The sequence below is a fragment of the Acinetobacter sp. CAU_H_78 genome, from assembly GCF_058599365.1.
Genome location: NZ_CM178652.1, coordinates 525,253 through 538,998, shown reverse-complemented (window position 1 = coordinate 538,998; position 13,746 = coordinate 525,253). Strand labels below are relative to the sequence as shown.

12 protein-coding genes are annotated in these 13,746 nt (G+C 45.0%); 8 read left to right on the top strand and 4 right to left on the bottom strand.

Annotated features, from left to right (window positions below):
• Window positions 1-115: 115 nt before the first annotated feature.
• The 8 genes from queA to secF all read left to right on the top strand — a co-directional run bounded on the left by queA (window position 116) and on the right by secF (window position 8,374).
• Window positions 116-1,150: a tRNA preQ1(34) S-adenosylmethionine ribosyltransferase-isomerase QueA gene (gene queA / locus AC4MCD_RS02640; RefSeq protein WP_180130690.1), complete on the top strand. Its 1,035-nt coding sequence runs from the start codon at window positions 116-118 to the stop codon at window positions 1,148-1,150.
• Window positions 1,151-1,168: 18 nt separating this feature from the next.
• Window positions 1,169-2,197, top strand: a complete 1,029-nt coding sequence (locus AC4MCD_RS02635) for a hypothetical protein (protein WP_491876546.1) — start codon at window positions 1,169-1,171, stop codon at window positions 2,195-2,197.
• Window positions 2,198-2,222: 25 nt separating this feature from the next.
• Window positions 2,223-2,792: a LemA family protein gene (locus AC4MCD_RS02630; protein ID WP_491876545.1), complete on the top strand. Its 570-nt coding sequence runs from the start codon at window positions 2,223-2,225 to the stop codon at window positions 2,790-2,792.
• 110 nt (window positions 2,793-2,902) lie between these two features.
• Complete coding sequence (locus tag AC4MCD_RS02625; protein WP_491876544.1) at window positions 2,903-3,757, top strand: hypothetical protein; 855 nt, start codon at window positions 2,903-2,905, stop codon at window positions 3,755-3,757.
• 123 nt (window positions 3,758-3,880) lie between these two features.
• A complete protein-coding gene (gene tgt, locus AC4MCD_RS02620) occupies window positions 3,881-5,011 on the top strand; it encodes a tRNA guanosine(34) transglycosylase Tgt (RefSeq protein WP_262738105.1) in 1,131 nt (376 codons plus the stop codon).
• Between the two features lie 100 nt (window positions 5,012-5,111).
• Window positions 5,112-5,441: a preprotein translocase subunit YajC gene (yajC, locus tag AC4MCD_RS02615; protein WP_004783613.1), complete on the top strand. Its 330-nt coding sequence runs from the start codon at window positions 5,112-5,114 to the stop codon at window positions 5,439-5,441.
• Between the two features lie 52 nt (window positions 5,442-5,493).
• Window positions 5,494-7,392, top strand: coding sequence for a protein translocase subunit SecD (secD, locus tag AC4MCD_RS02610; RefSeq protein WP_159123076.1), 1,899 nt, complete (start codon window positions 5,494-5,496; stop codon window positions 7,390-7,392).
• 7 nt (window positions 7,393-7,399) lie between these two features.
• Window positions 7,400-8,374 (top strand): protein translocase subunit SecF, encoded by a 975-nt coding sequence (gene secF / locus AC4MCD_RS02605; RefSeq protein ID WP_419365694.1) that lies wholly within the window; start codon window positions 7,400-7,402, stop codon window positions 8,372-8,374.
• Window positions 8,375-8,429: 55 nt separating this feature from the next.
• On the opposite strand, the gene AC4MCD_RS02600 is transcribed toward secF, so the two are convergent.
• The 4 genes from AC4MCD_RS02600 to AC4MCD_RS02585 all read right to left on the bottom strand — a co-directional run bounded on the left by AC4MCD_RS02600 (window position 8,430) and on the right by AC4MCD_RS02585 (window position 13,729).
• Window positions 8,430-9,080, bottom strand: coding sequence for a hypothetical protein (locus AC4MCD_RS02600; protein WP_491876543.1), 651 nt, complete (start codon window positions 9,078-9,080; stop codon window positions 8,430-8,432).
• Window positions 9,081-9,173: 93 nt separating this feature from the next.
• Entirely contained in the window at window positions 9,174-11,483 is a 2,310-nt protein-coding gene (locus AC4MCD_RS02595) for a RelA/SpoT family protein (RefSeq protein WP_004783621.1), read from the bottom strand.
• Window positions 11,484-11,527: 44 nt separating this feature from the next.
• Window positions 11,528-12,904: a 23S rRNA (uracil(1939)-C(5))-methyltransferase RlmD gene (gene rlmD, locus AC4MCD_RS02590; protein ID WP_491876542.1), complete on the bottom strand. Its 1,377-nt coding sequence runs from the start codon at window positions 12,902-12,904 to the stop codon at window positions 11,528-11,530.
• 6 nt (window positions 12,905-12,910) lie between these two features.
• Window positions 12,911-13,729, bottom strand: coding sequence for a 3'-5' exonuclease (locus AC4MCD_RS02585; RefSeq protein ID WP_179992986.1), 819 nt, complete (start codon window positions 13,727-13,729; stop codon window positions 12,911-12,913).
• Window positions 13,730-13,746: the final 17 nt, after the last annotated feature.

Below are 13,746 nucleotides of genomic sequence, written 5' to 3'. Positions count from 1 at the left end.
ACTCATTTGCCTAATTTTAAAACAATTCTTATTTTTTTGTTTTATAATCGAGCAATTCCCGCCATAAAAAAGAAAAAAGTTTATACTAGCCGCAGTTTTTTTATCGTAAATTGTCATGCAACTTTCTGATTTTAGTTTCGATCTCCCTGATGAGCTGATTGCTCGCTATCCTCTTGAACAACGTAGTGCTTCTCGCCTGTTACACCTTGATGCACAAGGCCAATATCACGATCACCAGTTCACCGATATTCTGGATTTATTGAATGAAGGCGATTTGCTGGTTCTGAACGATACCAAAGTAATGAAAGCACGCCTGAAAGGTAAACGTGCGTCTGGTGGTGCAGTAGAAGTGCTGGTTGAGCGGATGATGGATCAGTTCATCGCGCATTGTCATATCAAGGCCAGCAATACACCCAAAGCCGGTGCAGAATTATTTATTGGTCCAGATGAAGTCAAAGTCACCGTTCAAGGCCGTCATGAAAATCTGTTTATTGTCGAGTTTTCTCAGCCGATTCTGGATGTGCTGGATCAATACGGCGCACTACCAATTCCACCTTATTTCAACCGTGAAGCCGAAGAGATTGATACAGTTCGATATCAGACTGTCTTCAATGATCCGACAAAACTGGCCAGCGTTGCTGCTCCTACCGCTTCCCTGCACTTCGATGAAGAGTTGCTGAAAAAACTGGAAGAAAAAGGCATTCAGAAAACCTTTGTGACCTTGCATGTTGGGGCTGGAACTTTCCTGCCAGTTCGTACCAATGATATCGAAAATCACATCATGCACAGCGAATGGTGTCAGGTATCGGATGAATCCATGGAATTGATCAAAGCCACCAAAGCACGTGGTAATAAAGTGATTGCTGTGGGTACGACCGCAACCCGTGCGACCGAAAGTGCGGCTCAGGCCAATGGTGGTGAACTGAAAGGCTGGACCGGTGATACTCAAATCTTCATCTATCCGGGTTATGAGTTCAAAGTAGTGGATCGTCTGATTACCAACTTCCATTTACCGGAATCTACCCTACTCATGCTGGTTTCAGCTCTATCTAACCGCGAAAACATCCTGAATGCTTACAAACACGCGGTTGAAAGCAAATACCGCTTCTTCAGTTATGGCGATGCCATGCTGATTGATCAAGCGCAGTAATCAGCAGGAACCCTCCCCATGCCGATCGAGTCTGTGCAGCACTCCATTCATATTCGACGTAAGAAAAATGAAGTAGTGTTTCGCAATATCGCCCGGCTCTGGGATCTGGGTCGTCAGGCCAAAAGCCATCAGGAATTATTGGATGGCTTGCATCCATGGAACGGCCCAATTAGCTTAAAATTTGAAAATAATTTACCGTTTGCCCTAGCCGGAATCGGACTCTTTTTGATTGGCTGCATCTTTGTGGCGCCTGCCAATATCTGGATGCAAAGCGGTGTTTTCTTCGGCTGTCTACTATTGTTCTGGGCTTATATCAGCTATGAACATCGAAAGCCACTGGATGAAGTCATTCGCTATCTGGAAGATGAGGCGCTTGCCAAAAAATACCAACTGGCTTTTCAGAAGCAGCCACAACATATTTCGATTCCACTCAATCCCCTACATTTTATTAGTCATTTAAAACGTCTGTTCCCGGTATTTAATCAAGGCTCTCTGAGTAATGAAATTTCACGCTATGCCAGCACTGTCTGGGAAGATGAAGATGGTCAACAACATCAGGTTCTGGTCTTTCAATATCATTATGTGCATGAAGTTCAGGTACGCAATAAGGAAGGTCAACCGGTCAAACTGACCCAGGTACATAAAGACCTTTGGGGGGTATTTGTTTTTGATGTTCAGATTCAGGGGCTAGCCGTGACTACCTCCAGAAAGAAATTTTATTATCCTTATGCTCATCCTTGGCACAGCAGCGACATTCTCACCAATCAGAAATTAAATTTCTTTGGCAGTGATCCGATGCAAATGGCGAAACTGCTCACGCCTGGTTTTGTACTTCGACTGGCGGACTTTTTTGAACAGCGTCAGGGCGATTTATTGTTTCACCCGGAGAGCCATATGCTCTGTTATCTGGGACCACATGATTTATTTGAGGTATCCAGTAAACACGACATAATTAGCGATATTTCCACATTGCGTGGCCATCTCAGAACGTTTAAATTAATAGAATTGGAAAAGTTACATACTGATCTGACGCAATTTTTAAAATAATTATTTTTTCCTGGGGACTATTCTTATGGGATTTTTTGTTTTTGTCATTATCCCGCTTCTGGTCATTATTGCCATTATCATGATTCGTAACAGCATTGTGCGCCATCATAACTCCACTATTCGTGCATGGTCCGATGTCGCTAGCTATGAGCGGCAAAAACTAAAAATCCTGGATGGTCTGCAACCTCTGGTTGAGCAATATTCCAGTTTTGAAAAAGGGACTTTAGAGAAAGTTACTGAACTGCGCCAGAACATTATGAACCTGAATATTCAGGATGCCGATATTGCCCAGTTACAACGAGTTGAAAACCTGAATAAAGAACTGATGCGCAGCCTGAATGTGGTGATTGAAAACTACCCTGAACTGAAAGCCAATAATATTTACCTGAAAATGATGAATGAAATTGAAGAACAGAATGAAAATGTCGGTGCTGCAATTACCATCTACAACCGCAATGTTGAACTCTTCAATAATCAGATCCAGATTTTCCCGCATAATATTATCAATAACATGTTCCTCAAAAAGAAAGCCGTACGCCCTTTCCGTGACCAGACCGTGAGTCAGAACTTTGACTATCGTCCTAACTTCCACTGAGAAAAATCATTACATTTTATAGTTTTTGATTTGCAATACATTGGCTTATGATGAAATAGCGAGAGATAAAGCAATATACTTATAAAATCCAATAAAAAGAATAAAAAATCATGCTGGATTATTTAGAACACTTGCAACAGACGCTGGTCAAGGAATTTTATCAGCTGTATGACCGTTATCAGGATGATGAAATCTATGCCTGTAGTCTGGTCTTTGATGAATTTTTGCTGCTGGATGATCTGGCGATTTCCACAGAACGTAGCATTTTTCAGGACCCTGAAGATTCACAGCAATATCTGGCCGAACGGGATCGCTGGAATGTGCGAAAATGGCGCTATAGAAGCCAGAGCTCTCCTCAATCCGAGCTTATACCTGTTAAAGCCTTGCTGGCAGAGTATTTTAAAACCCAGCATAGTTTTGGCCATCCTGTCTTAGCCCAGCAAAAACAGCTTCCCGCTACTCACTTGGAGTTATTGCTAGAAACTTTTAAGCAAGCCAAACATCGACTTTCTGAAGCTTATGGTCTGGATCTAGGTTCGATTATCTTTTTTCTCAGCGTTCCGACCCAACCCGAATGTGAATACCAATCTGCACTTGAACTCAATTCTGACAGTCGCTTATTGCAAGACTTTTTAGCTTCCAGACAGACCTTGTCTCAACCGACAGTCAATAAGCGTTTAAAACTCTCGCAGAATGACAAAGACATCCTGATTGACCTGGAACAAATGCTGGCGATGGAGCCTTATGACTATCTACAAGTGGCGCAGGATGCCTATTTACTGACGCTGGAATCTTATTTTATCGACAGCAATATCTATATCCAGAAACTGATCCTGCATATTGCTGCCATGGCGGCTGAACCTGATGGTAGCTGTGCCTTGAGCCGGGAAGAAATCATGCAGCGTTTACAGCAGTTTTCTGCAAATTCACCCCTTTCACTTGATATTTCCTTTATTCATCGATAAATAAAATTACAGAGTGAATTCTCTACAATGCTGGCGTTTAAGGTCAGAATCAAGGAAAATAGCGCCCTTTAATTCGCATTAGTAATCAGCGAACTGTTTTTTTCGCCTTGATTTGGGACTCTTATGAAGTTTGAAAAATTAGGTCAGTCGGGTCGTGCCCGTCGTGGTCGTTTAACGCTTGAACATGGCGTAGTAGAGACGCCGGTCTTTATGCCAGTTGGTACTTATGGCACGGTTAAAGGCATGTTGCCACGTGATGTTGAAGGCATTAAAGCACAGATTATCCTCGGTAATACCTTCCACCTGTACCTGCGCCCGGGTCTTGAAGTCATCAAGCAGCATGGTGGCCTGCACGGTTTCATGAAATGGAATAAACCGATTCTGACTGACTCAGGCGGCTTCCAGGTCTTCAGTCTGGGTGCAATGCGCAAGATTGAAGAAAAAGGCGTGACCTTCCGCTCCCCGATCGATGGTTCAAAAGTTTTTCTTTCACCTGAAATTTCGATGGAAATTCAGCACACGCTGAACTCTGACATTGTGATGATTTTTGATGAATGTACGCCTTATCCTGCAACCCATGAAGAAGCGCAAAAATCTTTGCAACTGTCTTTACGCTGGGCTGAGCGCTGCAAGAAACATCATCATGATGAGCTCAACAATAAAAATGCCCTGTTCGGGATTATTCAGGGCGGGATGTATGAAGACCTGCGCGATGAATCCTTAAAAGGCCTGCTTGAGATTGACTTCGATGGTTATGCGATTGGCGGTCTGTCCGTTGGCGAACCAAAAGAAGAAATGATCAAGGTACTGGATTATCTTCCGAACAAAATGCCGGAAAATAAACCGCGCTACCTGATGGGTGTGGGTAAGCCAGAAGATATCGTTGAAGGCATCCGTCGCGGTGTAGACATGTTCGACTGCGTCATGCCAACCCGAAATGCACGTAACGGTCATTATTTCGTGACTGATGGTTTGGTGCGTATCCGTAATAGCCAATACCGTCATGATCAAAGCCCGCTTGATCCACATTGCGACTGCTATACCTGTCAGAACTTTACCCGCGCTTATCTGTTCCATTTAGAGAAATGTGGAGAAATGCTGGGTTCTATGCTCGGTACCATCCATAACCTGCGTTATTACCAGCGTTTTACCGAAGATATCCGCAACGCACTGGATAACGGAACTTTTGATGAATTTGTTCAGGACTTTTACGCTCGTCGTGGCCTGGAAGTTCCACCTTGTCCACAAGATTAATCTTTCAGCATTTGCGCTGAGGAAAAAGACAGGGTAAATTGCAAGAATATGTCAATTTATTATCAAGTTGATCACCAGTTTTTTATTTTAGGAAAATGAAATGAGCCTATTTATTTCGACTGCTCACGCTGCAGGTGAAGCTGCACAACAACCAAGCTTGATGGCTAACCTTTTGATGATTGCGGTTTTTGTTGCAATCTTCTATTTCTTGATCTGGCGCCCTCAATCAAAACGTGCCAAAGAGCACCGTGCTCTGGTTGACAGCCTTGGCGTAGGCAGCGAAGTCGTTTTTGCAGGCGGCTTAATGGGCAAAATCACTAAAATTGAAGGTGATTTCGCAGTCGTTGAGCTGAGCCGCGGTGTAGAAGTCAAAGTTCAACGTGCGAGTGTGATCTCAGTTCTGCCTGAAGGCACTTTAAATAACATTTAATCAAAATTAGTCGTGCTCCCCGCACGACTTTTTCATTTTAAGAAGAAAACGAATGCGTTACCCAGCATGGAAATATGTGCTGATCCTGGTTGTCCTGGTGGTCAGTACTTTATATGCCCTGCCAAGTTTGTATCCAGATGAACCTGCTGTACAGATTTCGGGTGCCAAAGCCGGTACTCAGATTGACGCAGGCATCGTACAAAAAGCAGAGCAGATTTTAACAACTGAAAATATTGCAACTCACGACAATAGCTTTAGTAATAACGCTGCTTTATTACGTGTAAATTCAAGTGAAGCGCAGCTGAAAGCCAAAGAAGCTTTACGCCGTGGTTTAGGTGATGAATACGTCGTAGCACTTAACCTTGCTCCAACCACCCCAGAATGGCTACAGAAAATTGGTGCCAAACCAATGAAACTGGGTCTGGACTTACGTGGTGGTGTTCACTTCCTGCTCGAAGTGGATATGGATAAGGCGATTGCACAGCGCATGGACACCTCTGCAACTGACCTACGTCGTCAGCTGCGTGATAATAACCTGAAATTCAACAGTCTGAATTTAAGCAACAACACCATTGTTGTGCAGTTTGCCAATAATGATGATCGTGCTGCCGTGATGGATTTCTTGCGCCGTAATGGCAATGAATTCAATCAGCAGGCAGTGGCGACTGAAACTGGTTCGACTTTACGCCTCAACTATACCGATACGCGTAAGCAGGAAATCGAATCTTATGCGGTGAACCAGAACTTAACTACTTTACGTAACCGTATTAACGAGTTAGGTGTGGCTGAAGCACTGGTACAAACTCAAGGTAGCAACCGTATTGTGGTTGAACTTCCGGGTGTACAGGATACCGCAGAAGCAAAACGTGTCTTGGGCCGTACGGCGAACCTGGAATTCCGTCTGGTGTCTGATCTGAATGATCAATATATCGATCCTTATACTGGCCAATTAAGTGGTACAGCTCCAGCAGGTACTCAAGCATTTGCTTATGAATCTCTGGACAGTGGTCGTCAGTTATTGCTGAACCGTAACCGTATTTTGACCGGTGAACGTGTACAAAATGCATCCTCTGGCTTTAGTCAGGATACTGGCGGTGCTGAAGTTAATATTACGCTGGACAGCGCTGGCGGTAAATTGATGGCAGATGCTACACGTAATGCCGTAGGCAAACGTATGGCGGTACTGTTTATCGAGAACAAGCAAAAAATCAGCTACGTAGAAGATCCGGCAACTGGTGCACAAACTGAAGTGCGTACACCATATACCGAATCTGTGGTCATTAACGCTGCAACCATTCAGGCAGTATTGGGTTCTCAATTCCGTATTACCGGTCTGGACTCACCTCAGGAAGCTTCTGAGCTTGCCTTGATGCTACGTGCTGGTGCTCTGGCTGCGCCAATGTACTTCGTTGAAGAACGTGTGATTGGTCCAAGTCTAGGTCAGGAAAATATTGATAAAGGCGTATTGTCGACTCAAATCGGTTTCATCTTAGTTGCAATCTGGATGGTCGTATTCTTCCGTCTGTTCGGTGTAATTGCCAACTTCGCACTGGTTGTTAACCTGGCAATGATTCTGACAGTGATGTCATGGATTGGCGCTTCCCTCACCCTGCCGGGTATTGCAGGTATCGTGATTACTATCGGTATGGCGGTCGATGCCAACGTACTGATCTGTGAGCGGATACGGGAAGAAATGAAATGGGGCGCCTCGCCGAAACAGGCAATTGTGGCCGGTTATGATCGGGCCTATAACACCATTTTCGACTCGAACTTAACTACCTTCCTGGTAGCGTTCATTCTGTTCGCAATTGGTACTGGTCCGATCAAAGGCTTTGCTGTCACCCTGATGATTGGTATTGTCTGCTCGATGTTTACGGCGATTACCGTAACCCGTGCGATCGTACAGATCATCTATGGCAAAAAACGTAACTTGAAAAAGTTGAGCATTTAGGAGATCGATGATGACTGAAAATACTCAACTGAATCAAAAACAGTATGGTCGCCCTGAAGACGAACGCGTGATTCCTTTTATGAAGGTTGCATTGCCTGCGGCAGTGTTCTCTATCATCCTGACGGTTGCCAGCATCTTCTTTATTGCGACCAAAGGCTTAAACCTCGGTCTGGACTTTACCGGTGGTGTATCAGCAGAGCTGAACTATACCAATCCGGTAAAATCGGAAGATGTGACTCAGGCACTCAGCAAAGCTGGCTTTGATGATGCTGTCGTGCAGACGCTGGGCTCGGAACGTGACCTGATGGTACGTATGCCGGTACAGGAAGATATTGAAGCAGAAGACCTTACCAAAGCCGTTACTGCAGCAGTTCAGCTGCCAGGCAATGCGGCTCAGGTACCTAAGGTCGATGTAGTCGGTGGACAGGTCGGTAACGAGCTGTATGTGCGTTCTGCAGGTGCAGTTGCCCTTGCCCTGTTGCTGATGCTGGTCTATGTCACCATCCGCTTTGAGTTCAAACTGGCGATGGGTGCGGTACTGTCATTGTTCCACGATATCGTGGTGACCATCGGTATCTTTGCCATGATGCAATGGCCATTTGACCTTACAGTTCTGGCTGCACTACTGGCGATCATCGGTTTCTCACTCAACGATAATATCGTGGTCTCTGACCGTATCCGTGAGAACTTCCGTAAGATCCGGGGTGCCGAACCTGTTGAAATTATCAATATTGCCTTGACTGAAACCTTACGCCGTACCATTCATACTTCTATGACATTATTACTGGTTGTAGTTGCCATGATGATCATGGGCGGTGCTGGTCTAAAATGGTTCTCGATTGCGATGTTTGTGGGTGTCTTTGTTGGTACCTATTCTTCGATCTATATTGGTACAGCCTTCGCCCTGTGGCGCGGTCTGAATCGTCAGGACTTTATTGTTCAGGTGAAACCAGAATTTGAGGACGAAAATCAGCTTCCATAAGCTGCCCGTTTTCGATTTCCCTATTCAGCCCATCTTATGATGGGCTGAATTATTTCTATCTTAAGAAAATTGAATGCTGAGGCACTATGGCAATCACAGGATGGATTTTAGCTACATCAGATTTCTGGAAACTGACCATGCGGTTTTCATCCAGACTTTGGATCTGATAGCTGTCCTGGTTTTCCGACATCAGCTCCACAATGAGTTGCAGTCCATTAATTAAATAAAGACACGCCAAGCCAGATGACTGTAATACAGCTTGCGCATCACAGACCAACCACCAGCCTGCTTTTAGGCTCGGAAAATAATATTGTCCTGTGACCTGAATGGCATAATGCTGAAGCTCCAATTTAAGCCATGGTAAAAGTCTTTCTGCCGAATCTATAGTTTTCATTTTAAAGGCTTGCTGCTCAACAACCTGCATCTGGAACAAATTCATTTTTACAGGACTAGATACCACTTCAATGACCGGAACTTCGGCACAATCCAATATTAAACTTTCCAAACCAAGTTGCTGTTCAAGTTCTCGTGCGGCCTTTTCTCCAATCTGGCGCTTACTGTTCAATAGCTGGGTAATATAAGCTGCAGACAGACCAAAGTGCTCGCAAATCTCTTTGCCATTATTAAACTGCTGGCTATCAATCAACTGATCGATTACTTTGGCCAGATTATTTCTTCTCAGTTCAAATATTTCCGTGGCACTCATGTTTATTATTTGCTCTTTTCCCTCTTCAGCACACCTTATAACAAAAAAGCCCGCAATTGAATTGCGGGCTTTTCTAATCATACCTAAAAAGAATCAGTTACCTTGTACCAGACGGCGGGCACTGATAATTCCCGGCTGCTGTTCAAGACGGGCCAATAATTTGGAAAGTTGAGCCAGACCTTTGACTTCAATCAACAGTTTCATATTAGCAATACCATCTGCTTCAGAAATAGTATTTACCTGACGGATATTAATCTGATCCGAGAAAATCACCTGGGTCAGGTCTTTGAGCAGGCCACGACGGTCATAGGCTTCCACCACGATCTGTACGCTCTGACCACGAGTCGGCTGCATTTCCCAGTCGGCTTCTACTGCACGTTCCGGTTCCTGCGAGATCATACGTACATAATCCGGACAAGCTACCTTGTGGATGCTTACACCGCGATTCAGTGTAATATAACCCGCAATCGATTCACCATGTACCGGCTGACAGCACTGGGCTACATGCAGTTCCACGTTATCCAGCCCATCAATCAGAATACCATGTGCAGACAAGGTATGGCTAGCACGCGGATTCAAGGCGGGTTTCAGCACCAGTTCAGGCTCATCCTGATCCAGATGCATATGACGGTTCACCTGATTGATCAGGGCATGCAGGCTAATATCACCATTCACCAGACCAATCAGAATATCTTCGCCACTCTTCACATTAAAATGGTTGCAATAATCACCCAGATCAATTGATTTTGGATGAATTGCCAGACGTGCCAATTCTTTATTCAGAATTTCACGACCCACTTCCAGGTTCTTACTGCGATCCTGCTGACGGAACCAGTGACGTAACTTGTCACGGGCACGTGCAGTCTTGATATAACCCAGTGAATTAACCAACCAGTCCCGATTCGGTTCACGGTCTTTCTTGGTCAGAATCTCGACCTGTTCACCAGTTTTCAAGGCATAGGTTAAAGGCACATAGCGCTGGTTGACCCGGGCTGCATAGCATTTGTTGCCGACTTCCGTATGCACGTGATAGGCAAAGTCGAGCACAGTTGAACCCCGCGGCAACTCTTTAATATCACCATCACGGCTGAACACATAGATTTTTTCAAAGCCTTCAAAATCTTGAATGTGTTCAAAATTTTCAACTTCCTCTTCTTCATCCTTATGTGCGCTGGCTTCATTGCGTTCTTGATAATGCTCAATCACTGCACGCAGGGAGTGCAGACGATGATTAAAGGAAGTATCGGTATTTTTCGAACCTTCCTTATAGTTGAAGTGTGAGCATACGCCAAGTTCAGCCTCTTCATGCATCGTATAAGTACGAATCTGCACTTCAAGTGACTTGTTTTCCGCAATCACAGCTGTGTGTAAAGAGCGATAACCATTGGCCTTCGGATTGGTAATATAGTCATCAAACTGATGCGGAATATGTCGCCACAATTGATGTACGATCCCGAGCGTGTGATAACACTCAGGTACGCTTTTCACCAGTACACGCAGCGCACGGATGTCATACAGCTGGTCGAAGCTCAGGCTCTTGCTTTTCATTTTCCGATAGATCGAATAAATGTGCTTCACCCGGCCATTAATTTCAGCTTCAATGCCGTGTTCTGCCAGCTCTTCACGCAATGTATCAATCACGAACTGAATATATTGTTCACGTTCCAGACGCTTTTCATTCAGCAGAGAGGCGATTTCTTTATAGCGTTCCGGCGCCAGATAGCGGAAGGCCAGATCTTCGAGTTCCCATTTCAGCTGGGCAATCCCGAGACGATGCGCTAGAGGAGAATAAATGGTGAGGATTTCTCGTGCGACCCGTTCTTGCCGTTCACGTGAAGAATTGGCCAGCTCACGCAGTGCATAGGTACGTTCTGCCAGCTTGATTAACACGACGCGGACATCTTCTGTCACTGAAATCAGCATCTTGTAAATGCCAGACAGATGTTCACGCTGGTTATTATTAAAGTGATCTTCCAGGCGTTTATTTTTTTCAATCAGCTCAGACAGCTTACCCATGGACAGCGTGCCTTTGACCAGACTGTAGACCTGTTCACCGAATTTTTCCTGCACTTCTGCCAGTGGCATGACGCCTTCACGTACTGCGCGGTAAAGCATGGCAGCGGATAAGGTATCTTCATCGACATAGAGATGCGCGAGAATATCCGCCATTTCAATACCAGTATAGAAGGTATTAGAGCGATGCTGAACCGTACTTTGTAGCTCTTTTTCTAAGGTTAAACGGGCAACTTCTTCGAGCTGCTTCAGGGGAGCCCCGTCTAATATGCCACGAACCCGATCTAACCATTCAGTCAGATCCTGCTGTGCTTGTTCGGCATGTTCTACAGTCGCCTCCTGTGACAACTCATTGAGCCGCCCAGGCAGTTGCTCACGTACTGTGACCATACCCTTCTCCTACTTTTAGATACATCATCTCTTTGATCGTTTATTTAATTTTCTTTTTCGAACAAGGCAATCGACTCGACATGTCCGGTATGTGTAAACATATCCATCACACCGGCTTTCGTTAGCTGATAACCCTGTTGTACCAGTAGCCCTGCATCTCTTGCGAGCGTAGCGGGATTACATGACACATAAACGATTCTTTTGGCACCAAACTGAGGAATATAATGCATGACTTCTTCTGCTCCAGCACGTGGCGGGTCGATTAATAATGCATCAAATCCTTGATTTACCCAAGACTGGTGCGAAAAATCTTTGGTTAAATCTTGTGAATAGAACGAAACTTGTGCAATACCATTATTGTTAGCATTTTCTGCACCGCGTTGCACCATTTCCTCACTCCCCTCAACCGCAACCACCTGACCAGACGCACCAACACAGCGCGCCAGTGGCAAAGAAAAGTTTCCTAATCCACAAAACAGATCCAGAACTCGTTCGCCCTGCTGTAATTGAAGCAAATCACATGCCAAGCGAACCATCTGCGGATTGATCGTTGAATTGACCTGAGTGAAGTCCAATGGATTAAAACCGAATTCCACATCAAAGTCATCAAGACCATAGTGTAAGCGTGCTACCTGTTCAGGCTCATCAATCCGCTTCAAATAATCTTGGCCTGCAGGTTGCAAATAAAGCTGCCAACCTTTCTCTAACGTAAATTGGCGTAATCGGTTGACATCTGTTACCGATAATTCTGCAGTTTCACGAATAAGCAACGCAATGTCATGATCACCCATAGCCAATTCTATATGACCAATATCTGCCTGACCATCGAGACTTTGGAGCAATTGTTTAAGACGTGTAACCGATCCAAACTCGCGATCCAGAATCATGCAGCGGTCAATCGAGGTCAGCTTATTGGACTGATTTTCACGAAAACCGACCACCAGCTTGTCTTTTTGAGGCAGATAGCGCACCCCAATCCGGGCTTTACGACGATAATCTTCACGTTGTGAACGTAGCGGTGACAGCCATTCTTCAGGCTGTATCCCGGCAAAATGCTGCAAATGTGATTTCAGAACATTCTGCTTAAGTTCAATCTGTGCATCTGGATGGATATGCTGCATATTGCAGCCGCCACATACGCCAAAGTGTGGACACACAGGTTTGACCCTGATCTCGGAAGCCTCACTGAGCAATTCAAGGCTATCCGCCTCTTCCAGTTTTTTGACTTCACGGGTAATGCGGGCACGAACGGTTTCACCCGGCAAGGCATATCGAATAAAAACTTTCTTGCCATGCTTTTCAAGCGGGTGATCCGGATGTGAACCATAGTGAGCGATGCCACGTCCTTCATGTGAGAGTGATTCAACCTGAAAAATATACTCGGATTGCGGTGCTGGACGTGGTTGTGCTCGACGTTTCATGAAAACCTAGGATGTGGAGATGGGAAAATCAAAACGGGTAAATTCAGTTCTTTGTGAGGTTTCACGCCAGACTGATAAAAAATCTGCATGTTGCGGCTGAGTATGCAGATATTGAATCGTACTTTGCACCAGATGCTGATAATCAGGCAACATCAACTGGCCTTTTAGCAACAGCCAGCGAATATAGACCAACCAGGTATTGAGCACATCACCTTCGCAATAGCTGGTGAGTTCGCTCCATTGCTGGTTACGTACATATTCAGGTACATGATAGCCACCATCACCACGCTTGCCTGGATAACCCAATAAATGAGCAACATCATCCAGTTTCTGAAAATGACGGGCATGAAACATGGCCATGACATCCATCAAATCGACATGACGCTGATGGTAACGATTCTGGTAGTTATTATAACGCTTTTGCGTATCAATTTCGCCCTGATCGAACAGACTTGGGGCAGATAAACCATGATACATGGCCCGATAAAGAATAACCGGCAGATCAAATTGTGAGCCATTCCAACTGACTAGCGTCGGATGACGCTTGTCAAAAATGGATAAGAACTTTTTTAAAATTTCTGCTTCGCTGTACTGTTCACGGCTAAAAGAAAACAGGCGCATGCCCTGTTCATCCATCCATAAACCAGAAATACAGACAATTTCATGCAAAGGCAGACGCTGAAAGTCCGAGCCTGATTCCTGACGGCGTAATTTGGTCAGGGCCTGATCCAGATCAGCCTCGGGCAGATCCAGACCAAACAGATGCGCGCCTGATTTAAGATCGGTTTGGGTTTCAATATCGAAGGTTAAAACAGGCAGGCGCATAAAAGATTTCTCAAAAA

Excerpts from the sequence above, each read along its gene's own strand:
- queA (WP_180130690.1), top strand. The coding sequence starts at position 116 with ATGCAACTTTCTGATTTTAGTTTCGATCTCCCTGATGAGCTGATTGCT.
- AC4MCD_RS02635 (WP_491876546.1), top strand. The coding sequence starts at position 1,169 with ATGCCGATCGAGTCTGTGCAGCACTCCATTCATATTCGACGTAAGAAA.
- AC4MCD_RS02630 (WP_491876545.1), top strand. The coding sequence starts at position 2,223 with ATGGGATTTTTTGTTTTTGTCATTATCCCGCTTCTGGTCATTATTGCC.
- AC4MCD_RS02625 (WP_491876544.1), top strand. The coding sequence starts at position 2,903 with ATGCTGGATTATTTAGAACACTTGCAACAGACGCTGGTCAAGGAATTT.
- tgt (WP_262738105.1), top strand. The coding sequence starts at position 3,881 with ATGAAGTTTGAAAAATTAGGTCAGTCGGGTCGTGCCCGTCGTGGTCGT.
- yajC (WP_004783613.1), top strand. The coding sequence starts at position 5,112 with ATGAGCCTATTTATTTCGACTGCTCACGCTGCAGGTGAAGCTGCACAA.
- secD (WP_159123076.1), top strand. The coding sequence starts at position 5,494 with ATGCGTTACCCAGCATGGAAATATGTGCTGATCCTGGTTGTCCTGGTG.
- secF (WP_419365694.1), top strand. The coding sequence starts at position 7,400 with ATGATGACTGAAAATACTCAACTGAATCAAAAACAGTATGGTCGCCCT.
- AC4MCD_RS02600 (WP_491876543.1), bottom strand. The coding sequence starts at position 9,080 with ATGAGTGCCACGGAAATATTTGAACTGAGAAGAAATAATCTGGCCAAA.
- AC4MCD_RS02595 (WP_004783621.1), bottom strand. The coding sequence starts at position 11,483 with ATGGTCACAGTACGTGAGCAACTGCCTGGGCGGCTCAATGAGTTGTCA.
- rlmD (WP_491876542.1), bottom strand. The coding sequence starts at position 12,904 with ATGAAACGTCGAGCACAACCACGTCCAGCACCGCAATCCGAGTATATT.
- AC4MCD_RS02585 (WP_179992986.1), bottom strand. The coding sequence starts at position 13,729 with ATGCGCCTGCCTGTTTTAACCTTCGATATTGAAACCCAAACCGATCTT.